Source organism: Bacillus sp. JJ1521, assembly GCF_036965165.1.
In the GTDB taxonomy this organism is placed as follows: Bacteria; Bacillota; Bacilli; order Bacillales; family Bacillaceae_L; genus Ferdinandcohnia.
On record NZ_JBALOX010000024.1, the window covers coordinates 1 to 22884 of the forward strand.

General features: G+C 37.7%; 19 protein-coding genes. 14 read left to right on the plus strand and 5 right to left on the minus strand.

All coding sequences use genetic code 11. The annotated features are described in order from the left end of the window. The first annotated feature begins 95 nt into the window (after positions 1–95). Positions 96–1082: an aldo/keto reductase gene (locus V7147_RS04570; protein WP_335366679.1), complete on the plus strand. Its 987-nt coding sequence runs from the start codon at positions 96–98 to the stop codon at positions 1080–1082. 311 nt (positions 1083–1393) lie between these two features. Here the strand turns inward: V7147_RS04570 and V7147_RS04575 are convergent, their stop codons facing one another. Both V7147_RS04575 and V7147_RS04580 read right to left on the minus strand, forming a co-directional pair. After that, positions 1394–2467 carry a hypothetical protein gene (locus tag V7147_RS04575; RefSeq protein WP_335366680.1) on the minus strand — a complete coding sequence of 358 codons (1074 nt, stop codon included), beginning with the start codon at positions 2465–2467 and terminating at the stop codon, positions 1394–1396. A 133-nt stretch (positions 2468–2600) separates the two neighbouring features. Beyond that, a complete protein-coding gene (locus V7147_RS04580) occupies positions 2601–3143 on the minus strand; it encodes a signal peptidase I (RefSeq protein WP_335366681.1) in 543 nt (180 codons plus the stop codon). A gap of 361 nt (positions 3144–3504) precedes the next feature. On the opposite strand from V7147_RS04580, the gene nadX reads away from it, so the two are divergent. From nadX to V7147_RS04595, 3 genes are all read left to right on the plus strand, one after another. Further along, entirely contained in the window at positions 3505–4284 is a 780-nt protein-coding gene (gene nadX, locus V7147_RS04585) for an aspartate dehydrogenase (protein ID WP_335366682.1), read from the plus strand. Between the two features lie 382 nt (positions 4285–4666). After that, positions 4667–5521, plus strand: coding sequence for a malate synthase (locus V7147_RS04590; RefSeq protein ID WP_335366683.1), 855 nt, complete (start codon positions 4667–4669; stop codon positions 5519–5521). A 294-nt stretch (positions 5522–5815) separates the two neighbouring features. Then, positions 5816–6796 carry a tRNA dihydrouridine synthase gene (locus tag V7147_RS04595; protein ID WP_335366684.1) on the plus strand — a complete coding sequence of 327 codons (981 nt, stop codon included), beginning with the start codon at positions 5816–5818 and terminating at the stop codon, positions 6794–6796. A 65-nt stretch (positions 6797–6861) separates the two neighbouring features. On the opposite strand, the gene V7147_RS04600 is transcribed toward V7147_RS04595, so the two are convergent. Then, the gene (locus tag V7147_RS04600) at positions 6862–7197 is read right to left on the minus strand and encodes a hypothetical protein (protein ID WP_335366685.1); all 336 of its coding nucleotides are present in this window, start codon (positions 7195–7197) and stop codon (positions 6862–6864) included. A gap of 295 nt (positions 7198–7492) precedes the next feature. Here V7147_RS04600 and V7147_RS04605 point away from each other — a divergent pair, with 295 nt between their 5' ends. From V7147_RS04605 to V7147_RS04635, 7 genes are all read left to right on the plus strand, one after another. Then, positions 7493–8404, plus strand: a complete 912-nt coding sequence (locus V7147_RS04605) for a Gfo/Idh/MocA family protein (RefSeq protein ID WP_335366686.1) — start codon at positions 7493–7495, stop codon at positions 8402–8404. Between the two features lie 173 nt (positions 8405–8577). Then, positions 8578–10842 (plus strand): ATP-binding cassette domain-containing protein, encoded by a 2265-nt coding sequence (locus tag V7147_RS04610; protein WP_335366687.1) that lies wholly within the window; start codon positions 8578–8580, stop codon positions 10840–10842. A gap of 271 nt (positions 10843–11113) precedes the next feature. Further along, positions 11114–12199, plus strand: a complete 1086-nt coding sequence (locus V7147_RS04615) for a Fe(3+) ABC transporter substrate-binding protein (protein WP_335366688.1) — start codon at positions 11114–11116, stop codon at positions 12197–12199. Between the two features lie 2 nt (positions 12200–12201). Beyond that, positions 12202–13848 carry an ABC transporter permease gene (locus V7147_RS04620; RefSeq protein WP_335366689.1) on the plus strand — a complete coding sequence of 549 codons (1647 nt, stop codon included), beginning with the start codon at positions 12202–12204 and terminating at the stop codon, positions 13846–13848. Beyond that, the gene (locus tag V7147_RS04625; RefSeq protein ID WP_335366690.1) at positions 13845–14534 is read left to right on the plus strand and encodes an ABC transporter ATP-binding protein; all 690 of its coding nucleotides are present in this window, start codon (positions 13845–13847) and stop codon (positions 14532–14534) included. The genes V7147_RS04620 and V7147_RS04625 overlap by 4 nt, the downstream gene beginning before the upstream one ends. 433 nt (positions 14535–14967) lie before the next feature. After that, positions 14968–15336 (plus strand): ArsR/SmtB family transcription factor, encoded by a 369-nt coding sequence (locus tag V7147_RS04630; RefSeq protein WP_335366691.1) that lies wholly within the window; start codon positions 14968–14970, stop codon positions 15334–15336. Next, positions 15329–17458: a heavy metal translocating P-type ATPase gene (locus V7147_RS04635; protein ID WP_335366692.1), complete on the plus strand. Its 2130-nt coding sequence runs from the start codon at positions 15329–15331 to the stop codon at positions 17456–17458. Before V7147_RS04630 ends, V7147_RS04635 begins: the two co-directional genes overlap by 8 nt. A gap of 86 nt (positions 17459–17544) precedes the next feature. Here the strand turns inward: V7147_RS04635 and V7147_RS04640 are convergent, their stop codons facing one another. After that, complete coding sequence (locus V7147_RS04640; RefSeq protein WP_335366693.1) at positions 17545–18435, minus strand: cation diffusion facilitator family transporter; 891 nt, start codon at positions 18433–18435, stop codon at positions 17545–17547. 241 nt (positions 18436–18676) lie between these two features. Between V7147_RS04640 and V7147_RS04645 the strand changes: the two genes are divergently transcribed. The 3 genes from V7147_RS04645 (at position 18677) to V7147_RS04655 (ending at position 22505) form a co-directional block, all read left to right on the plus strand. Beyond that, complete coding sequence (locus tag V7147_RS04645; RefSeq protein WP_335366694.1) at positions 18677–19870, plus strand: ankyrin repeat domain-containing protein; 1194 nt, start codon at positions 18677–18679, stop codon at positions 19868–19870. Positions 19871–19874: 4 nt separating this feature from the next. Further along, positions 19875–21110, plus strand: a complete 1236-nt coding sequence (locus tag V7147_RS04650) for an amidohydrolase family protein (protein WP_438824544.1) — start codon at positions 19875–19877, stop codon at positions 21108–21110. 195 nt (positions 21111–21305) lie between these two features. Continuing rightward, positions 21306–22505: an MFS transporter gene (locus tag V7147_RS04655; RefSeq protein ID WP_335366696.1), complete on the plus strand. Its 1200-nt coding sequence runs from the start codon at positions 21306–21308 to the stop codon at positions 22503–22505. 42 nt (positions 22506–22547) lie between these two features. Here the strand turns inward: V7147_RS04655 and V7147_RS04660 are convergent. After that, positions 22548–22884: PucR family transcriptional regulator (locus V7147_RS04660; protein WP_335366697.1), on the minus strand; the 337-nt coding region annotated here is incomplete at its 5' end.

Genomic DNA, 22884 nt, shown 5'->3' on the forward strand with positions numbered 1-22884 from the left:
TTATTACCTAATGATCATCCTGGAAGTCAATATCGGAAGGCTGCCATTTTAGAAGGAAAGTAACATAATATTTTATTAAAAAACAGGGAGTATTTATGGAATATAAAACTATCGGAGATACTGGCATTTACGTATCAGAACTATGTTTCGGGACAATGTCTTTTGGTGGGATAGCAGATGAAAATACTTCCAAGGCGATGTTTAACCGTTGTAGGGAAGTTGGGATCAATTTTTTTGACACCGCAAATGTTTATAATAATGGAAGATCGGAAGAAATACTTGGTAAGTGTATAGCTGATTGCCGTGATGACATTGTGTTAACATCTAAGGTCGGACTTTCTTCTGGGATTGATAGAAATGAAGGAGGTACTTCTAGACGACATATTTTTCTTTCAATTGAAAAAAGCTTAAAACGTTTGGGGACAGATCGAATTGAGTTTTACTTCCTCCATCGGTTTGATGATAAAACAGATATCGGGGAAACACTTCTTGCCTTAGATGATCTACAAAGACAAGGTAAGATATTATATCCTGCGGTAAGTAATTGGGCAGCATGGGAAATTGCAAAAGCTCTAGGTATATCAGAACGAAAAGCTTTAGCTAAATTTAAACTAATTCAACCGATGTATAATCTAGTAAAAAGACAAGCAGAAGTTGAGATATTACCACTCGCTCAATCGGAACAACTTGGGGTCATTAGTTATAGCCCATTAGGTGGAGGACTCCTAACTGGTAAATACGGGAAATCCACGAAGCCAAAAGAAGGTAGGCTAATAGAACAACAGAACTATCAACTAAGATACGGTCAAGAGAGCTATTATGAAACTGCTAATCGATTCACACAATATGCTAGTGAAAATGGGTATGATCCAGCTTCTCTAGCGGTCGCTTGGGTAAAAGGTAATCCAAGCATCACAGCACCTATCATTGGTGCAAGAAACCCAGAGCAGTTGGAGCCATCACTTGATTCTATTAATATCTCTTTAGAAAAGAGTCAGTGGGAAGAAATTGCATCATTGTCCATAACTCCTCCTTTAGCTACAGACCATAATGTGGAGGAAACAATATTTAAGAGAAGGTAAGTTAAAATAGACCTGTAGTTTTTTTGCTGCAGGTTTTTTCCTAAAAAACATTCACTAGTAAGAAACTTTTTCCAATTAAATCGTTGACTTGAATATTATTGGCTTCAAATTTATTATCGGACAAAAATTGAGAATAGCATTTACGGACATAAATTAAATGCAGAGAGGGAGTTTTCGGGTATTATACTGTTTCGGATTTTTGATCGTTTTATTTGACTAAATCCACTTTAAAGCAACAAGGGTCATTCCCCACTATACTTCCAGTGTTGATGACCCTTCCTTAATAAATAAAATAAAATCTTATTATAATCTTATTTTTTTTCTACTAACCAATCGCTTTCAATCTTCCATTTTCCAGCGCCTAAGTTTGTGAAAGTCGCGTCAATTGTTTTAACTCCACCATTAAAACGTAATCCATATTTATAAGTATCTCCAATTGTTGCATCTTTTTTAGTAGATGTATGGTATTCCATTGCAAACAACTTTACGTCTCCTTGATATAGACCCATTACCATCATTGCCCTAGCCTCTTCATTTCTAATTACTTGCCCGGAATGATCAGCTGACAATTTTAACCCTAGTTGAGTAAAATTCGTATATTTCGTATCTATTTCATAATAAACATATCTAGACTCAACTTTTTGATCAAGCGCTTTTTGAATCCTATTAAGTTCTGCCAATAATTCCGTTTTACCGCTTGTAACACCATTAATATATTCTGCTGTATTATCTAGTAGGGCTTGAACAGCATCAGATTCCGCCTTTGAAAAATTCCCTCGATTGAAACTTGAATTATTATGGACAGTATCTAATGCTTTTAATGCAGCTTCTGCATCATTAAGCATTTTTGTTGCTTCTGCTTTACTATTGCCATCGACTTGGGTAGCCACAACCTCTAATTTAATATTACCAGTTTTACCTGCGAAATCACCATCATTATCACCATGTGGCCAATTTACCATTACCCTAAAGTCCTCACTATCATTTTGTGGGATAAAGGGATTTGAATAATCGACAGTAACCCAATCATTCCCAACTTTATTTTGTAAAGTAAGGCTTACAGGTGAACTGTTACCTGCTGGAAATAAATCTCCACTTAAAGTGAAATTCACCTTATATTCAACGGGTACATCAGTTCCAGCTTTGTTTACTTTGAAACTATACGCTTCAAGCGCATCCATTCCAGGAATTAAATCATCACCTAGGTTAAATTGACCATCTCCAATTGCATTTCCTTTTGCATCTACGGCGATAACATTAAAATTTGCAGCAGTTGCAATGTTCTTATCACTGGTGAAACTCTTAGAAAAGTATGCCACAGTTCCAATAACAGCAATTGCTACAATCAATACCGCAAACAAACTAATAATAGACTTCTTTTTCATCGAATATTCCCTCCATTAATTCATTTCTTTTCTGTAATGTGGTGTGTTTAAATACCCTTCTTATTGATAACTTTGATTTGATCACCTCCTTATAAATCGTTGTATATTCAACCTTGGGATAGATGGTTTATACTTAAATTTCACTTTTCTCCCGTCTATCGATCGCAATAATTTTTTTTATCATCCCAATAGTTAAACTTATTAAAGGAACTGAAACTAACAAAATCAAACCAATAGGACTTTTTAAAAAGTTTGCTATATACCCTGCTTTAGGAATATGGAATAACAGTGAACCTACAAGCTGCTCATGTGCGATAAGTCCTTCATCTTTCACATTATTTGCATCTCCTTTAGTTTGAAAAAAATTGTCTCCTTCTTTATCAACTATTTCTATAATCCTATGAGTCACCAATGTGTTTTGGCTATTTCGATATGTAATGACATCATTGACCTTAACCTTATTTGGATTTATTGGCTTAGCTACTATAACGTCACCTGGATGTAGTAGTGGTTCCATACTGCCAGTTAGGACTGTCATGACCTTAAACCCTAATATTGAAGGTAGATGACCTGGTTCCTTATTTGACTGTATTAATGAAAAAAGTGCAGAAATGCTAATGATTATTAATAATGCAAATAGGATATTTCCTATCCTTTTGAATCTTTTTTTTCTCATTTTTACTGCGCCTCCATAGCTAATCGCTAAATTTTATTGGCATTATAGGATGCCTGTCCACTTTGCTAATAGTAAGTTTATTCCTATCAATCTAGTATTATTCCATTGGACAAAATCCCCAGAATTGTTCATTTTACAGTTGTTCTCTTTTGAGAACAACTAACTTGATTATATTTGCTATTGTGTAATATATCAAGGATAAAAACTAATATAATTCATTATAGAGAACGAGTTTTAATAATACCTTCCATTATTGACTATAGTGTGAATGTTTTATCAATCTGTTTAATTGTCCAAAGTGTTATATCTATCATCTTATGAGAGAATGGAATCAATTAATATTTAGACGAGGAGGCAACCAATGAATATCGGTTTAATTGGTGCTGGAGCGATCGCTAATTTTTTATTGGAGAAAATCAATCAGAATCAACTTGAAAATTTACGGATTAAAAGTATTTTGGTACGGAATAAGGAAAAATATCGGTTACTAGAGTCGGAATATGGTGTGAAATTGTTTACTGATCTCGAGGCATTCCTTGATTCAGAAATTGATATTGTAGTAGAGGCGGCTAACATAGAGGCAGTGAAAACCTTGTTACCATCTATTATGAAGAAAAAGGATGTAGTGTTGATCAGTGTTGGTGCACTTGCAGATGAAGCGCTGTTGACGGAAATAGATAAACTTGTCAATGAGTACAAGTATGCCGTTCACTTGCCGTCTGGAGCAATTGGTGGATTGGATCTCTTGCAAAATGCACATGCCCTTGGCAAAGTCACAAGCGTTTCGTTAACAACTCGGAAACCAGCCAGATCGCTAATTGAGGAAAACATCGATGAAGCAAGGGTTGTATTTGAGGGGAAAGCGATTGATGCGATTAGGAAATTTCCGAAAAACATGAATGTCTCGATTGTCCTGTCACTGGCAGGGATAGGAATAGAGAAGACGAGAGTAAGCCTTGTGGCTGATCCGCATATTGATAAGAATGTGCATCATGTTGCCATAAGAGGAGATTTTGGGGAAGCAACATTAACTGTTACGAACAATCCACTTCCGGAAAATGATAAGACGAGCTATTTAGCTGCCATGAGTATTCTTGGGACATTAAAGAGAATTGATGGCAAACTTATAATCGGTGGGTGATTTTAAAGGATTTCAGATATCCGAGTACCTGACCCCCAGTAAACTAATGCGTTAATGCACACTGGAGACAGGCGCATTTTTTGAAGTTAATTTAATGATATTAAGATAGCAAAAAATTTTATTTTACCTCACAATAAGATGCGTTGTCAATAATGAATTTGTAATATTATTTAAAAATGTTATAATAGTCTTATAAGTCGTATTCTGAATTCCGCTGTATTTTTTGCAGATAGAATTATGAATACGTTTTTTAATATCCTTTTAAAAGCTGAAGGGAAATTCAAACAGTTGTGTGAGCTTTAAGGGTAAGTTAGTTGAATAAAATTATCAAATTTCTATCTAAAAATAACCGAAGTTTTATTCTACGAGGAGGCCTAGATTAATGAATCTAATCAATAAGAAAGTTACACACAAGCGATTTGGTATGGGTAGTATAGTTGAACATAATGATTCTACTATTGAAATACATTTCGCATCAGAAAATAAAAAGTTTGTTTTCCCTGATGTATTTGGAAAACACCTTAAACTACATGATAAAAGTGTTGCTAATTCACTTGAGAAGATTATACAAAAAAAGGAAATGGAACAAAAGGAGGAAGAATGGAAGAAGGAAGAGGATAAAAAGCTACATCGAATAAAACAGGAACTTCGCTTGAAACATGAAAAACTTATGAAAAATCATAAACTTCATCCCGAGTCACAAATGGTTTTTTGGTGTGACACGGAAGAACAGAATAGTTCCCTTTCAGAGTGGAAGGTTTTTTCAGGTGTAATAAAAAGCGGTAATAACAAGGGGAATCCAAACAAACCTATCCGCTTACACCAAAATAGCGCTGTAGTGTTAACAGCATTAGATTCTAGCATGCCTGAAAAAGACAGACGTATCTTAGGTATCTATATGGTAAAAGAAGGCTTTATCGGTAAACTTTGTGAGGACGGATATATTCCTGCTCATTCAAAATACAGACTCCAACTTACAGAACAGGAATCGGATCAGATGCTTTTCTGGAAGTATTATGTAAATGAAAAATTCCCTCACAGAATGTCATGGAATACAGGTAAATATCGTTATTTTGATAATTCATGGATGGCGCAAATTTTGCTTGATATAGTTTCGTTGAAAACTGACCCAAAGGAACGAGAGCTGGCACAACAATTTTTTGATCATTTTTGTAAAATGAATCTGATAACAGATCAAGAGTTATCCAAGCCTAATGGCGCATTAATGCGTATTTAGACGTTAGCTTAAAGTCCATAAGAATAACACCGATTTGAATTTAGGGCTTGACCCCAATGTGTACTACGGTACTGGGGTCAGGTCTTATTTTTGTTAATATGGATCCTAAGCTAGATGTATTATTATGGATAATTGAATATATAACAATCTGTGAAATAAGGGTCTGCACTAAAACGTAAGTTTGAAAAAATATGTACAATCATGGTATAAGTGTAAAAGAAGCAAAGTTTTTGCTTTTATTTTGGGACAAGAGTTGGAGTTAGTGTCCCATAATGAGAGGATTTGAATTTGAATATGAGTGATAATTTTTGGGGTGATTTACCACGACCGTTTTTTATACTAGCACCAATGGAAGATGTGACGGATGTTGTTTTCCGCCATGTAGTTAGTAAAGCAGCTAGACCTGATGTGTTTTTTACAGAGTTTACAAACACGGAGAGTTATTGTCACCCAGAGGGGCAGCAAAGTGTACGCGGGAGATTGACTTTTACAGAGGATGAACAACCCATGGTGGCCCATATATGGGGAGATAAGCCCGAACACTTTCGACAAATGAGTATTGGTATGGCGCAACAAGGGTTTAAAGGTATAGATATCAATATGGGCTGTCCTGTAGAAAATGTGGCAGAGGATGGGAAGGGATGTGGTCTCATCCGTCGCCCTGAGGTTGCAGCTGAAATCATACAAGCAGCAAAAGCAGGAGGATTGCCTGTAAGTGTGAAGACAAGGCTAGGTTACACGGAAGTAGATGAATGGCGCGACTGGCTGACACACATATTGAAACAAAACATTGTTAATCTATCCATTCATTTGCGTACTAGAGAGGAAATGAGCAAAGTAGATGCTCATTGGGAGCTGATTCCGGAAATCAAGAAACTTCGTGACGAGGTGGCACCAAATACACTTTTGACGATTAATGGGGATATTCCTGACTATCAAACTGGCCTGAAACTCGCTAATCAATACGGTGTGGATGGGATTATGATTGGGCGCGGTATTTTTAAAAACCCGTTTGCCTTTGAAAAGGAGCCGAAAGATCATAGCAGTAAGGAATTGCTTGATCTGCTAAGATTGCATCTCGACCTATTTGATAAGTATTCACACTTACAAACACGTTCTTTAGGACAACTTCGCCGCTTTTTTAAGATTTATGTCAAGGGATTTCGAGGTGCGGGTGAGTTAAGAAATCAATTGATGAGTGCAAAGTCAACAGATGAAGTACGTGCATTGCTCGATAACTTTGTGTTAGAGAATGTTGATGGTACGTTGGAATAGTGGATTTATGGAATTTGCTGGTGTGAATGCGGTATTGAACCAAAATCATACCGGCAAATTTCCTGTCATGATGGAAGGGGGCGAATCTGAAGAAGGTAACAAGCACCATCATCTGCAAAATATAGATATTCCCCGTTATGCACATTAAAAAGCACATTTTCCTTGTCGTATACTAGCTTTTTTATTTTATCAAACCTTTTAATTAATTGTTCAGGTGGATTTATGATGATATCTTCACTTTGATCTGTTACTACAAATCCCTTAGGATTTGATTTCTTTTCAGGTTTCAATTCTACATACCATTTTCCATGAAGAAGCATTGTATTTGCTGTAATAGAACGCTTCCTGTTTCGTACTGTCCACGTATTTCTACAATTACATCGATGAATTTTACTCTTCAATACCCCGCCTTCTTTCACTTTCATTCATCCGTTTTATACCTAAGTGTTCGAATTATAAAAATAAGATGGGTCCTGATAGGTCCATCGTTTTGTGTTATTTTATTTACCGTAGGACGAATTTAGATTGGTTATTGAACTTCGGTAAAGATAAATACGTTGGATTATTTAAAATTATGCCAGTACATTTGGCGCATTATTTATATTATGATATGTACAAGACAATAGAGTAGGATTTGCATGAAAATTTGGGTAGTCACTGTGAAGCGTAGATTGAATATGAGATGGGGGATTTATATTGATTAAAATTGGGGTTATAGGACTTGGAGACATTGCACAAAAGGCTTATCTTCCAGTTTATAGCGGATTAAAGGAAATTGAGTTTCATTTTTACACAAGAAATCAAGAAAAGTTACGAGAACTTGCCGGCCAGTATCGGTTTGAACATATTCACTCCGACCTCAAATCCCTGGTTAATAGCGGCATTAAGGGTGCGTTTGTCCATTCATCGACATCCTCTCATGAAGAAATTGTTCAGTGGCTTCTAGAACACGGAATTAATGTGTTTGTGGACAAGCCAATTACTGACAATTATGAAGGCGCTAAACGACTAGTAGAACTGGCGGAGGACCGCGGTCTTATACTGATGGCAGGTTTCAATCGCAGATATGCCCCTTCGTATATAAAATTGAAGGAAGTTGCGCAGCCAAATATGGTGGTAGTCCAGAAAAATCGCAAAAATCTTCCTGGTGAGCCACGGACATTTATTTTCGATGATTTCATCCATGTAGTGGATACGATGAGGTATTTATTTCCACACCCGATTGAAGATATTCTTGTGAACGGCCGCATGGAAAATGGAGCCCTATACCACGTTGTGATTCAATTTATCTCCCAAAGCGGCACGGCAATCGGCATCATGAATAGGGATAATGGGACGACTGAGGAAATTGCCGAGGTTATGGGCCCGTTGGAGAAGCGGACGGTCACTAATGTATCCAACTTGGTCATTTCGAAAGGTATGGAAAATATTCAGGTTCGGAGTAATGATTGGGAACCAACATTGTTTACAAGAGGGTTTGAGCAAATGGTTAGAGATTTTATTCATGCCGTCAGCACAAATTCAGAACCTAAAATTTCAGCATGGGATGCACTGGAAACCCATGAAATTTGCGAAGAAATTCTTATGAAACTAGATGAAAAAAAGTAATGCCTTTGTTGAAAAGGAAATTTAAGCACCCGGCGAAATTCGTTGGGTGTTTTTTAGAAATCTTGCAGGAATTTGAGTGGGTAATATCTAGAAAGGTATTTCCCTTGTCAAGGTTGGCTAGACTTGTAGCAAACGAAAAAGTAGCATAGTAGATTATCAGAGAGGGTGATAAAATGCCTGAAATAAAAGATGAAATCATGCTAAGAGGGCTTAAAGAAAATAATTTAAAAAATATAGATTTAAATATTCCAAAAGAGAAAATCATCGTATTTACTGGTCTTTCAGGATCGGGAAAGAGCTCCGTTGTTTTTGATACATTAGCAAAAGAAAGCAGAAGGCAAATGACTCAGAACTATCCTCTCTATGTTCGAAATCAAATGCCTAGATATGAAAGGCCCCATGCTGATCTTATGCGAAACTTAAGCCCGGTTGTAGTCGTAGAACAACGATCGATAGGTGGCAATTCGCGCTCGACAGTGGGCACCTATATGGATATTAATCCATTAATTAGACTTTTGTTTTCTAGAATAGGAGAGCCATCCATAGGTTCTGCTACTGATTTTTCAAGCCAAAGTTCTTTTGGTAGATGTCCGGAATGTGGTGGATTTGGAGAAGTCATTGCGCCAGACCTACATAAGATGATTGATTTCAGTAAGTCACTTCGAGATTATGCAGTGAAATTTAAACCATTATCGCCTTCGGGTTGGCAAGGCAGGTGGATGATGACCGGTGGATTGTTCGATCCGGATAAACCGATAAAGAATTACCCGGAAGAAGAGCTCCACCTGCTATTATATGGTCCCCCGGAAGGTGAAAAGGTGTATGCACCGTTTCACACAAAAAATGGACCTCAACCACATGAGTGGGACGGGTTATTGCCTAGATTTACGCGCCTTTATATCAATCGTGATGTCTCAAAGCTAAAAGAAGTATCTGAAGATGACGTATTTGCAGTTTCAACACATTCAGTGTGCCCAACTTGCCAGGGTTCAGGTTTAAATCCAAAGGTTTTAGAATGTAGAATCAATGGTTTAAATATTGCAGAATACGATCAATTAGAGCTTACCGAACTACTGGAAGAACTTAAGAATATAAAAGATCCTATGGGAGTGTCTGTAGCACAACAAGCAATCCCGCAAATCATCCAACTAGTTGATATGGGATTAGGATATTTGAGTCTATCAAGAAAAATGGGGACTTTGTCGGGCGGCGAGGCGCAAAGGGTAAAAATTGCTAAGCATTTAGGTAGCAGCCTAAATAATATGACATACATTTTCGACGAACCAAGTGCAGGTCTACATCCAGAAGAAGTGGATATGTTAATCCAAATGTTGAAAAGTCTAAAAGCCCAACATAATACCGTCATTGTTATTGAACACGATCTATCAGTCATAAAAATAGCGGATGAAATCATAGAGATGGGGCCAGGGGCAGGTGTAAACGGAGGAGAAGTTGTCTATCAAGGGAAACTAGAAGGACTAAAAAACTCAAAAGCGGCAACAACTCTAAGCCATAAGCTAACAGTCAATAAGAATCCAAGAACGATAGAAGATTATTTTACAATAAAAAGCGCCAGGAACAATAACTTAAAAAATATAAGCGTAAATATTCCTAGCAATGTCTTGGTTTCAATTTGTGGAGTATCTGGTTCGGGTAAAAGCTCGTTAATGTTCGAAGAATTCACGAAAAAATTTCCAGAAACCATCATGGTCGGGCAAGGCGGTATAGGAGTCTCTAGCCGTTCGACACTAGCTACATATATGGGAATCATGGATGATATTCGATCCATATTTTCAAAAGAAACAGGGCAGCCAGCTGGTTTGTTCAGCTTTAACTCTATAGGAGCATGTCCTATCTGCAAAGGAAAAGGAGTACTAACTCCAGACGTAGCATTTGCAGATCCGGTGGCAATTCCATGTGAAACGTGTGGAGGTACAAGGTATTCAGACGAAGCGCTTGCCTATCGATACCAAGATAAAAATATAGTAGAAATTTTAGATTTAACGATTGAAGAGGCAAAGAACTATTTTAAATGGCCAAAAATCATAAAAAGAGTGAACACGCTAAAAGAAGTAGGGTTAGGGTACCTCACCCTAGGACAGACAACAAGTTCTCTAAGCGGAGGAGAAATCCAACGTCTAAAACTGGCAAGCCACTTACAAAAAGAAGGACAAATCTACTTATTAGACGAGCCATCCTTAGGACTGCACACGAAAGATAATGGAAAACTCTTAGATATCTTTCAAAAACTAGTAAACAGAGGTAATTCCGTAATAATAATCGAACACAATCTGGACTTTATAGCGGCGAGCGACTGGGTAATCGAATTGGGTCCAGGAGGAGGAAAGCAAGGCGGACATATTATATTTGAAGGCACGCCAGAAGAGATGTTACATGCAGGAACAGTGACAGCGAAATGGTTAAAGGGATGGAGTTGAAAAACAGTTCGATTAAAATGGGGATTTACTCGAGTGGTATAACTAACATAGCAGCAAGAATACTAGTTGTTATAGGTATGAATTGTTTTTGAATGGTGAGCATCATCAATATTTTTTCAGAATGGATTCTTTTCTCTGTCCATCAGCCAATATAAATTTTAATAATAAAAAATATTGTTGACTATTGAGAATGTGGTAAATATAATAAAAATAACAAATGATAATAATTATCATTATCATTATTACAAAATTAACAAAGGCGGACTTATAAATGAACCTTACTAAACTTTTTAAACCTTTTCTTGCAAGTGTACTATTAATTGTTGGTTTAGCTGGATGCGGATCAGCAACTGATAACAGCACAGAAGGACAAAAAACATCCGAAGAGCCAAAAAAAGCTGAGAATCAGGTGGTTAATGTTTATACAGCTAGACATTATGAGGCGGATGAAGAAGTATATAAGAAATTTACAGAAGAAACTGGTATCAAAGTGAATGTTGTTAAAGGAGAAGCAGAAGAACTTATTGAGCGTTTAAAGCGTGAAGGCGAAAGTACGCAGGCGGATTTATTTATTACTGTAGATGGCGGAGTTTTAGCAAATGCAAAGAATAATGATATTCTGCAGCCAGTTCAATCTGACATTATCAACAAAAATGTTCCTGCTAATCTTCGTGATAAAGACAATAACTGGATAGGTATGGCCACAAGAGCACGAGTAATTGTTTACTCGAAAGATCGCGTAAATCCAGATGAGCTTTCTACATATGAAGCTTTAACTGACGAGAAATGGAAAGGGAAAGTGCTAGCTCGATCTTCAACAAGTCTTTACAACCAATCTTTACTAGCTTCTTTCATTGAGTTAAACGGTGAAGAGAAGGCAGAGCAATGGGCACAAGGTATTGTCAACAACTTTGCACGCCAGCCAGATGGCGGTGACCGTGACCAAGCGAAAGCGATCGCAGCTGGTACTGGTGATGTAGCAATTATGAACACATATTATGTTGGACTTCTTGTAAATTCTGAGGATCCTGAAGAAAAGAAAGTTGGAGAAGGTATCGGTGTATTTTTCCCTAACCAAGAAACAAATGGAACACATGTGAATATAAGCGGTATTGGATTAACGAAGCATAGTAAAAACCCTGAAAATGCTACTAAACTAATAGAATACATGACAGGTGTGGAAGCACAAGAATTTTTAGCTGCCCACAACTATGAATTCCCAGTAAATCCAGAAGCTAAGAAACCTGAGATACTGGAATCATGGGGCGACTTTAAAATGCAAGAGCTTAATTTTGATACTTTAGGAGAGCATAATCATAAAGCAATTGAGATTTTCAATAAAACAGGTTGGAAATAAAAATGTTCATTTATCGAGTTAAACGATTTTTTCAAAAAGATTTTAATAGTTGGTGGATTATCAGCATGTTGGGGGCGGCAGTTATACTGCTGCCTATCCTGTTTATCTTTTTATCACTTTTTCAGGAACCTAACCAAAACTGGTTTCAGATTCGCCAGTATTTATTAAAAACATATGTCGCAAATACGCTAATTCTTGTTTTATTAACAGGGGTTTTTACTGCGTTTTTAGGGGTTACGCTTGCTTGGCTAACCTCGGCCTATGATTTTCCGTTAAAGCGTTTTTTTCGCTGGGGCTTATTATTGCCACTTGCGATTCCGCCTTATATAGCTGCTTATACGTATAGAACGATGTTTAGCTACACAGGTGTGATCCAAACAACGTTGCGGAATCACTTTGATTATCAAATCAATCCTGAGCTACTATCGATTTCATCTTTACGCGGCGCAATATTCATTTTTACTTTGTTTTTATTTCCTTATGTTTATATAATGACAAGGGCTTTTCTCGAGAGCCAGAGCTCATCATTTTTTGAAAACGCGAGACTGCTTGGAAGAAAGCCGCTTGCGATTTTTTTTAGGGTTGTGCTTCCACTTTCAAGACCTGCTATTGTTGCTGGGGCAGTCCTTGTCATTTATGAAGTGCTCAGTGATTATGGAGTAACAAGCTATTTTGGCATTCATACAATCTCAACTGCTATCTTTCAAACATGGTTTGGCATGTATGATATCGATTCTGCCATGAGGCTGGCAGCATGGCTAATGGTGATTATCGTAGGGCTGTTTTTTTTAGAAAGGTTGCTAAGACAAGGACGGCGCTTTAATGTAAATAACAAATCAAGAGCACTAGTGCCGATGAAGCTAAAGGGTGTAAAGGCAACTGCTGCTTTTCTGTATTGTGGAACTGTGTTTTTGATCGGATTCCTAATTCCGCTCATACAGTTAATCGCCTGGGCAAAATTGACGTTTCATAAAGTATGGAATGAAAGCTTTTTTACATTGTTTTTTCAAACCGTTTATGTTGCAGCAATTTCTACGGTGCTGATTCTGATTCTAGCCATTGTCGTTGCGAATGTGTGTCGGACTCATTCGACGGGATCTTATGTTTTAGCTAAATTAACCACTACCGGTTATTCCATTCCAGGTGCAATTGTGGCTATTGGGGTACTTGCCGTGTTTATTACACTTGATAAATGGCTCGCACCCTTGTATTCTTATTTGGGATTAGGAAATGCCCCATTAATTTTAAGTCTGTCATTAGTGATGTTGATTGTCGGTTACGCGATTCGTTTTATGGCTACAGGCTTTAATGCGGTCGAGGTTGGCTTTGAAAAAGTTGGTACAAAGTATTCAGAAGCTTCAAGAATGCTCGGTCTAGGCATGACGAAAACATTTTTTAAAGTAGATCTACCGTTAATAAAAGGTGCGCTTATAAGTGGCTTTATTTTAACATTTGTTGAAATCTGCAAGGAACTTCCTTTAGCCTTACTGTTAAGACCATTTAATTTTGATACGCTGGCAACAAAGACTTTTCAGTATGCAAAAGATGAAATGATATTTGAGGCCTCTATATCGTCCTTAATGATTATTGGCATTAGTGTTTTGTCTGTCTTCGTGTTTCAAATGATCGATAAGAAGGTGGAACGATGAAAGTAGTTGAAATCCAAAATCTTTGTTTTGGCTATACTCAAACGACAGCACCGATTATTGACAATTTTTCTTTTTCATTGAATACTGGAGAAATTGTCGGTGTATTGGGGCAGAGCGGCAGTGGTAAAAGCACTTTGCTTCGCTTAATTTCTGGATTAGAAATGCCGACGAAGGGGACAATTACAATTGCGGGTAAACCAGTAGTTGGAAAGCGTATTTTTGTTCAGCCTGAAGACAGAGGTGTCGGCATGGTGTTTCAGGATTATGCGTTATTTCCTCATATGACTGTAAAAGATAATATTTTATTTGGCTTGTCCCGAATGGCGAGGAAGGATCGGAAGCGTCGGGTCCAAGAGATGCTAGAGCTTGTCCATATGGAGGTATTTGGCGACCGATATCCCCATGAGCTAAGCGGCGGACAGCAGCAAAGGGTAGCTCTTGCAAGGGCACTCGCACCAAAGCCCAAAATTTTATTGATGGATGAGCCCTTCAGTAACCTAGATGCCGATCTAAAGGAAGCTATTCGAGAAGAATTGCTAACCATTTTGAAGAAAGCAAATATAACATGTATGATTGTGACACATGACCGCAAAGATGTGGAGGCAATTTGTGATAACAGCATCACAATGTGTCCGCTCATTGTCGAGCAAGGCGCATCTGGGCAGAAGTTTCAAACATTTCCATAGGTGAATATTTTTCGGACCTACTGATTAATAAATAAAATTAATACATTAAAATGATAAGAAGATTGGCGAATTAAATGGGTCAATCTCTTTTCTTATGGATCTGAGGTTATTTTACGGGTTTCTTTTTGATAATAGGTTCCTTTAGCGCAATAATGGTGACCTTCTTGAGATATTTTAGTTAAATGTAAAACTTTTTACCATACAATTAAGGGGTTATCCACTGGTCATTGAAGAATGATTTGAGGATAGTCCCTTTGTTATATCAAACGTTTTTTGCCTAATTTCTGCACAATTTAATATTAAAATTGCTTTGATAATCAGTCTTGATTTGGGTTTTGATTGTCGTCTTTTCATTCAAATACCCATTTGAATATTATTTGAATTAGGTTACAATATAATCAAATATATATTTGAATGTAAATGGAGTGAGAAGATGAATAAGAAGGATACATGTGAGATTTATTGCTATGACGAAGCAAAGGTCAATCGAATCCAGACTGATTTACAAAGCATTGATATTGTGAGTGTTTCGCAAATGTTAAAAGCGATTGCTGATGAAAATAGAGCAAAAATCACATATGCCCTGTGCCAAGATGATGAATTATGTGTTTGTGATATAGCAAATATACTTGATGTTCCCGTAGCAAATGCTTCCCATCACTTACGAACTCTTCATAAACAAGGTGTTGTGAAATTTAGAAAAGAAGGAAAGCTTGCATTTTATTCATTGGATGATGAACATATTAAGCAAATCATGATGATTGCGTTGGTGCATAAGAAAGAGGCGAAGGTCAATGTCTGATCAACAAGTTGCTCTTTCCGAACAAGAGATAAAAACTTATCGTGTTCAAGGATTTTCTTGCGCAAACTGTGCAGCCACTTTTGAAAGAAAAGTGAAAGAATTGCCGGGCGTTCAAGATGCGAAAGTAAACTTTGGGGCATCTAAAGTTTATGTTACAGGCTCTACAACAATTCAGGAGTTAGAAAAAGCAGGAGCATTTGAAAATTTAAAGATTCGGGATGAAAAAGAGCAAAGGGTCGAACGTGAACCTTTTTGGAAGCAAAAAGAAAATAGTAAGGTATATATTTCTGCGATTTTACTTGTGGTCAGCTGGTTTTTAGGGGAGCAATTCGGGGAAGGTCATATTCTTCCGATGATTGGTTATGCATCATCGATTTTAATTGGTGGATATTCATTATTTATTACAGGACTAAAAAACTTAAGCAAATTATACTTCGATATGAAAACGCTTATGACCATTGCGATCATAGGTGCTGCGCTAATTGGTGAATGGGGTGAAGGAGCAACAGTTGTGATCCTTTTTGCTATTAGTGAAGCATTAGAACGTTATTCAATGGATAAAGCTCGCAGGTCGATTGAGTCATTAATGGATATTGCTCCAAAAGAAGCGTTAATCCGTCGTGGGAACCAAGAAATGATCATCCATGTTGATGAAATTCAAGTTGGCGACATTATGATTGTGAAACCTGGTCAAAAGCTTGCCATGGATGGATTAGTTGTGAAAGGCAATTCAACTCTAAATCAGGCAGCAATAACTGGTGAAAGTGTTCCGGTATCTAAGACTGTCGATGATGAGGTTTTTGCAGGAACATTGAATGAAGAGGGTTTATTAGAAGTAAAAGTAACGAAACGAGTGGAAGATACAACCCTTTCAAAAATCATTCACCTGGTTGAAGAAGCTCAAGCAGAAAGGGCACCATCTCAAGCGTTTGTCGATAAATTTGCGAAATACTATACTCCTGCGATTGTACTGATAGCTCTTTTGATTGCGGTCGTTCCTCCATTACTTGGGGGTGATTGGAGCAATTGGATTTATCAAGGATTAGCCGTATTAGTGGTTGGTTGTCCGTGTGCGTTAGTCGTTTCAACTCCTGTTGCGGTCGTGACTGCAATCGGAAATGCCGCGAGAAATGGTGTCTTAATAAAAGGTGGTATTCATTTAGAAGAAGCGGGTCATTTAAAGTCTATTGCCTTTGATAAAACAGGTACATTAACAAAAGGGATTCCTGCTGTAACAGACATCGCGACATATGGTGGAAGTGAAAATGAGTTATTGGCAATTACGGCAGCCATTGAAAAAGGATCGCAACATCCACTTGCGTCAGCCATTATTCGAAAAGCTGAAGAAAAAGGTTTGAACTTGAATGAGGTGTCTATTGAAGAATTCCAATCGATTACAGGTAAAGGTGTAAAAGCAAAAGTAAATAATGAAATATATTATGTAGGAAGTCCAAAACTTTTTGAGGAATTACACGGAAATATCCAAAGTGATAAAATGCAAAAGATCACAGAAATGCAGATGCAAGGAAAAACAGTGATGATCTTAGGTACTAAAAATGAAATCCTATCATTGATAGCCGTAGCGGATGAAATAAGAGAAACATCGAAAGAAGTTATAAGTAAATTGAATCATCTTGGTATCGAAACAGTAATGTTGACAGGGGATAACCAAAGAACTGCATCAGCAATTGGAAAACAAGTAGGTGTTTCCGATATTAAAGCGGATTTACTGCCTGAAGATAAATTAAATTTTATCAAGGAGCATAGAGGAAAAAATCAAAGTGTGGCAATGGTTGGGGATGGCGTTAACGATGCACCTGCACTCGCTGCATCTTCTGTTGGTGTAGCAATGGGTGGTGCAGGAACTGATACAGCAATCGAAACGGCTGATATTGCATTAATGTCAGATGATTTAAGCAAATTACCATATACCATCAAATTAAGCCGAAAAGCGTTGATGATTATTAAGCAAAATATCACCTTCTCTTTAGCAATTAAATTATTTGCATTACTTTTAGTAGTGCCTGGTTGGTTAACCTTGTGGATCGCAATTTTTGCCGACATGGGAGCAACGCTGATCGTTACATTGAATAGCTTAAGACTACTAAAAGTCCGAGAATGAATATTAAATTGTACGATATGAGGGACGTAATCCCTGTCTTAGCAAAAAGAAGTAAATTCTGATAATGGAATTTACTTCTTTTTTTATCAATTCAAAATTAATTTGTCATCGCCAACTGGCTCAACATGCACATGAACATCTTGAACGTTATGTTCCTGCATTAAAATGACCTCTACTTTTGTAGATATTTCATGTGCTTGGGTAATATCTAAGTGATTCGGAACAGAAATCACAACATCCACTACATTGCTATTTCCGTATGTTCTTCCTTTAATATCCTTTACTTCTAAAACCCCGTTTACATTCAAAATGGTCTGTTTATATTCTTCTAAATCCTCTATATCAAAGCCATCAGTTAAATAATGGGAAGATTCTCGGAAAATGTCCCACCCAGTTTTACAGATTAATAATCCGACAACAAATGCAGTGACTGGATCAAGCCAAGGTATGCCAAGCTGTGACCCTAAAATTCCGATTGCAGTTCCAATGCTAACCCATGCATCAGAGAGATTGTCTTTAGCTGCCGCCATAACTGCATGACTTTTTACTTTATTAGCTAGATTTTTATTATATCGGTATACCAATACCATGATAAAAGCGGAAATAAACCCGGTCCATGCCGCTATCATATCAGGTGATTCTGTTTTACCACTAAAGACAGACGATGCTGCACCATATAGAACTTGAACACCAACAACCATCATGATTAATGATGCAATTAAAGAAGAAACTGTTTCGGCTTTCCAATGGCCATAAGGGTGATCGTCATCAGCGGGTTTTTGAGAGAGTTTTAAACCAATCAAAACTGCAACAGAAGCAACGATATCAGTAGTGTTATTTAACCCATCGGCTTTTAGTGCCTCTGAACCGGCTATATACCCTATGATTAATTTCAATATCGATAAGAAGATATAGACGGCAATGCTTAAAATCGCACCACGTTCCCCTAGCTTCAAATCTTGATACCTTTGCTCCATTTCATTTCCTCCCCAAATTCCATTGAATCTTATTGTAACAAAGGGGTTTCGTGTTAGTCTACGGCAACGTTTTTGTGGAATAGCAACAATTAACCAGTAAGGAAAAAGTTTTGACCATAGGAAAACTAATATGGTTCCTGGTATTACAAATTGTTCGGAGACGCTAAATAGTTATAATGTATATATAAACCTTATCCAGGAAGATATAGGTAGATATAAATCTATCGAGGGAGTTGGTATGATGCAAAAACAAACCTTAAATGAAGCCCTTATCCGTGCAAGTGAAAATGGGGAATTGGAGGATGCGGAGCGCTTTCTACAAGAGGGAGCGAGCATTCATTTTAAGGATAAGAATGGTAGAACTGCCCTTATGGTAGCTACCCAAAACAATCAAGTTTCGGTTGTGCAATTGTTATTAGAAGCTGGGAGTGATGTAAATGCGAGAGATATGACCCAGTTAACACCCTTTATTTGCGCTGGTGCAAACGGATTTCACGAAATTTTAAGCATGATGCTGCCATATGGAGCTGACATTAACAGTGTAAATCGATTTGGTGGTACGGCTTTGCTGCCTTCAAGTGAAAAAGGGTATTTGAAAACCGTACAGATTTGCTTGGAAGCTGGAATCCCAGTAAATCACGTGAATCAATTAGGGTGGTCGGCATTATTAGAAGCTGTCATTTTGGGAAATGCTGGTCGTCTGTATTCTAATGTTATCCAGCTTCTAGTTGAAGCAGGGGCGGATGTGAACCTGCCTGACCGAGATGGCAAGTCTGCACTTCAACATGCTGAAGAACTCAATTTAATAAAGGTTGTGAAAATCTTAAACAAGGAATATATAGAGAGTAATCAAAGTATTGAAAAGGCAAAATCACTCTACAAAGAAGATAGGTATGAAGAGGCAATCACAACCATAGACCATGAACTTAAAAGTGACAGTGAAAACTTAGATTTATATTATTATAAAGGGCTTTATTTACAAGAAGCTAAGAGGTATGAAGAAGCTTTCCTTCAGTTCGAGATCGCCCTAGCAAAAGACCCAAATGACTTAGATTTTTATTTCTATACTGCCAATTGCTTAAGGTTGTTGAAGAAACCAGACGAAGCACTTGCTGAATTTGATAAAGCCTGTGAATTCGATCCTAATGCAACCTTTTACAGATACCATAAATCAAATTATTTGAGAGAACTTGGCAGACATGAGGATGCGGTTGTGGAGATGGACAAGCTTTTGGCTCTCCAACCGCATCGATACGATTTCTCATTCCACAAGGCGAATAGCTTAAGATCTTTAGGCAGACATGACGAAGCAATTGTTGCCATTGAGAATGCAATCAAACAGGATTCTACAAATCCTTTGTATCAATTACATAAAAAGCAGTCTCTCGAATTACTAGGAAAAAAACACAAAGGAGAAAAAACAAATGAAAGATAGAAATATGCTTAAAAAGAACTCTTATATGCTGTTAAACGTTTTATTAGAAAGTGGTTATAAGTATGAAGATGGGCAGGTCGTAGCCACTGAAACACAATTACGTAATATTGAAATTGAAAACGGTATTATTACGAAAATACAAGATACAAATATACCTTTAAAAAAAGATATAGATTGCTATGATGCGAAGGGAATGCTTCTCCTTCCAGCTTTTAAGGAAATGCACATTCATTTAGATAAAACCTATTTTGGAGGACCATGGAGGGCTGGAGCAAATGGAAAAAGTATTTTTGACATGATTGAATTTGAAGAAAAGGTACTTCCAGAACTACTTCCAACGGCACAAGAGCGTGCGGAAAAATTAATTGAGCTAATCCTAAGCCATGGTTCAACATTTGTTCGAAGTCATTGTAATATTGATCAGACTGTAGGGCTACAAAATCTTGAAAAAGTAAAGGCAGCCCTAGAGAATTATTCAGATAAAATTTCACATGAAATCGTAGCCTTTCCTCAACATGGATTGCTTCGTTCAAATGCAGAAGGGCTTTTGCGAGAGGCCATGGAGCTCGGAGTAACACATGTTGGAGGTCTTGACCCAACCGTTGTTGATGAAAATATGGAGAAGTCTTTGGAAACTATGGTGCAAATCGCAGTGGACTACAACGTAGGCATAGATATTCATCTTCATGAGGGTGGAGAAACAGGAATAAAAGCAATAAAAAGGTTAGCTGATTTTACTGAAGAGGCCGGCCTAGAGGGAAAAGTAACAATTAGCCATGCGTTCTCACTAGCTTCATTATCGGAAAAATTGGGAATTGACCTTGTAAACCGCCTAGCTTCTTTAGGTATTTCAATAGCCTCATCTGTTCCAATTGGTAAAACTATTATGCCAATTCCATTTCTTCAAAAGCAGGGGGTAGAAGTCCTTCTCGGAAATGATAGCATAACAGACCATTGGTCACCGTTTGGGATTGGCGATATTCTTCAGAAAGCGCATCTTGCAGCACAATTATATGGTTGGAGCAATGAGTTTCATTTATCGCGCGCCTTATCTTTAGCAACTGGGGGCATTACTCCTTTAGATACAGATGGCAATCAAATTTGGCCAAGGGTTGGAGATGTAGCAACCGCCGTCCTTGTACAAGCTAGCTGTTCAGCAGAGGCTGTAGCCCGATTGCCAAAGCGTATGGCTGTACTAAATAAAGGTATTTTTTCTTCAGGATCTTTAGAAAAAAAGTAGTCATTTAAGAATTCTGCAATGGATCTTGTCACTTTTAAAGCCATATTTGTCGTTTGACTGGTTCCCTTACATGTAGTGTTGTATATGAGTTCATACTAAACCCATACCACGAAAAAAATCCTTGTCATTTCGATTGAAGCCGATTATAGTTTAATAGTAATGACAACTGACAAGACACTAAGGGGAGTAAAGATTATGACAGAAAAAACAATTTCACAGCGAAAGCTTCTGGGTATCGCAGGTCTCGGCTGGATGTTTGACGCACTGGATGTTGGAATGCTTTCCTTTATTATTGCAGCACTGCACGCGGAATGGGGTTTGACACCAGAACAGATGGGTTGGATTGGAAGTGTGAACTCAATCGGGATGGCTGTAGGTGCTCTTCTTTTTGGCCTATGGGCTGATAGAGTTGGTAGGAAGAATATATTTATTATCACGTTATTATTATTTACCCTTGCGAGCGGTATTTCCGCATTTACAACGACCCTTTTCGCCTTTTTAGTTCTACGATTTTTTGTGGGCATGGGTCTTGGTGGTGAATTACCAGTAGCTTCAACACTCGTTTCAGAGAGTGTTTCGGCGAAAGATCGCGGTAGAGTTGTTGTTCTACTAGAAAGCTTTTGGGCATTTGGATGGCTACTTGCAGCACTTATTTCTTATTTTGTTATTCCTTCGTTTGGTTGGAGAGTTGCTCTTATCCTGGGTGCTCTGCCTGCTTTATATGCTATTTATTTACGTCTTAATTTACCTGACTCTCCGGCGTTTTCACCAAAAAAAGCGGAGAAACGGTCCATTATTCAAAATGTCCGAGATGTTTGGTCGAAGAAATATGCACGTTCCACATTCGTACTTTGGATGGTCTGGTTCACGGTTGTTTTTTCGTACTATGGGATGTTCCTTTGGTTGCCAAGTGTGATGGTGATGAAAGGATTTAGTATGATTCAAAGTTTCGAATATGTATTAATCATGACGCTGGCTCAGTTACCAGGTTATTTTACAGCTGCATGGCTTATTGAACGAGTAGGGAGAAAGTTTGTGCTTGTTACTTATTTGCTTGGGACAGCGGGCTCTGCCCTTGTTTTCGGTCAAGCAGAAACGACTGCAATCCTGATTGCTTCGGGAATCTTATTATCATTCTTCAACCTCGGTGCATGGGGGGCTTTATATGCATACACCCCTGAACAATATCCGGCTGTCATTCGTGGGACAGGCGCAGGTATGGCCGCAGCAATCGGTCGTGTAGGTGGGATCCTTGGTCCACTTCTTGTCGGCTCACTAGTTGCTGCAGGTAAACCTATTAGTTTCATTTTTGTGTTATTTTGCGCTAGTATCGTCATCGGTGTGATTACACTTGCATTTTTCGGGAAAGAAACAAAGCAGGTCGAATTAACCTAGAAGAAAGGTCATTAAAAGAAATGGGCAAAGCTCTCCACCCTCTTAGTGCGGTGGAGAGCTGATTCTGTTAAATAACCAAATGACTAGTTGCAATGCAAAGGCGTCTTTAAAGTTTTGTGGGTCATAGCCGCTTTCTAATTTAATTTTATTTAGACGGTAAATTAAGGTGTTACGATGGATGTAAAGTTTATTTGCAGCTTCTTTTATATTTAAATTCGAGTCAAAGAATGCTTGAAGCGTGTCTAAATGATTTTTTAGATCTCCTTTGCTCCCTAGTATTCTTTCTAAAAACTGTTCAGCTAGCTTTGGATCGATTTGATGAACGAGTGCCTCCGGTTCAATGTCTGTATAAGAAATGATCTTTTGTTGTGGTTTACTG

Bases quoted from the DNA above. Each gene is read 5' to 3' on its own strand.
- V7147_RS04570 (WP_335366679.1), top strand. From the start codon at position 96: ATGGAATATAAAACTATCGGAGATACTGGCATTTACGTATCAGAACTA.
- V7147_RS04575 (WP_335366680.1), bottom strand. From the start codon at position 2,467: ATGAAAAAGAAGTCTATTATTAGTTTGTTTGCGGTATTGATTGTAGCA.
- V7147_RS04580 (WP_335366681.1), bottom strand. From the start codon at position 3,143: ATGAGAAAAAAAAGATTCAAAAGGATAGGAAATATCCTATTTGCATTA.
- nadX (WP_335366682.1), top strand. From the start codon at position 3,505: ATGAATATCGGTTTAATTGGTGCTGGAGCGATCGCTAATTTTTTATTG.
- V7147_RS04590 (WP_335366683.1), top strand. From the start codon at position 4,667: ATGAATCTAATCAATAAGAAAGTTACACACAAGCGATTTGGTATGGGT.
- V7147_RS04595 (WP_335366684.1), top strand. From the start codon at position 5,816: ATGAGTGATAATTTTTGGGGTGATTTACCACGACCGTTTTTTATACTA.
- V7147_RS04610 (WP_335366687.1), top strand. From the start codon at position 8,578: ATGCCTGAAATAAAAGATGAAATCATGCTAAGAGGGCTTAAAGAAAAT.
- V7147_RS04615 (WP_335366688.1), top strand. From the start codon at position 11,114: ATGAACCTTACTAAACTTTTTAAACCTTTTCTTGCAAGTGTACTATTA.
- V7147_RS04620 (WP_335366689.1), top strand. From the start codon at position 12,202: ATGTTCATTTATCGAGTTAAACGATTTTTTCAAAAAGATTTTAATAGT.
- V7147_RS04625 (WP_335366690.1), top strand. From the start codon at position 13,845: ATGAAAGTAGTTGAAATCCAAAATCTTTGTTTTGGCTATACTCAAACG.
- V7147_RS04630 (WP_335366691.1), top strand. From the start codon at position 14,968: ATGAATAAGAAGGATACATGTGAGATTTATTGCTATGACGAAGCAAAG.
- V7147_RS04635 (WP_335366692.1), top strand. From the start codon at position 15,329: ATGTCTGATCAACAAGTTGCTCTTTCCGAACAAGAGATAAAAACTTAT.
- V7147_RS04640 (WP_335366693.1), bottom strand. From the start codon at position 18,435: ATGGAGCAAAGGTATCAAGATTTGAAGCTAGGGGAACGTGGTGCGATT.
- V7147_RS04645 (WP_335366694.1), top strand. From the start codon at position 18,677: ATGCAAAAACAAACCTTAAATGAAGCCCTTATCCGTGCAAGTGAAAAT.
- V7147_RS04650 (WP_438824544.1), top strand. From the start codon at position 19,875: ATGCTTAAAAAGAACTCTTATATGCTGTTAAACGTTTTATTAGAAAGT.
- V7147_RS04655 (WP_335366696.1), top strand. From the start codon at position 21,306: ATGACAGAAAAAACAATTTCACAGCGAAAGCTTCTGGGTATCGCAGGT.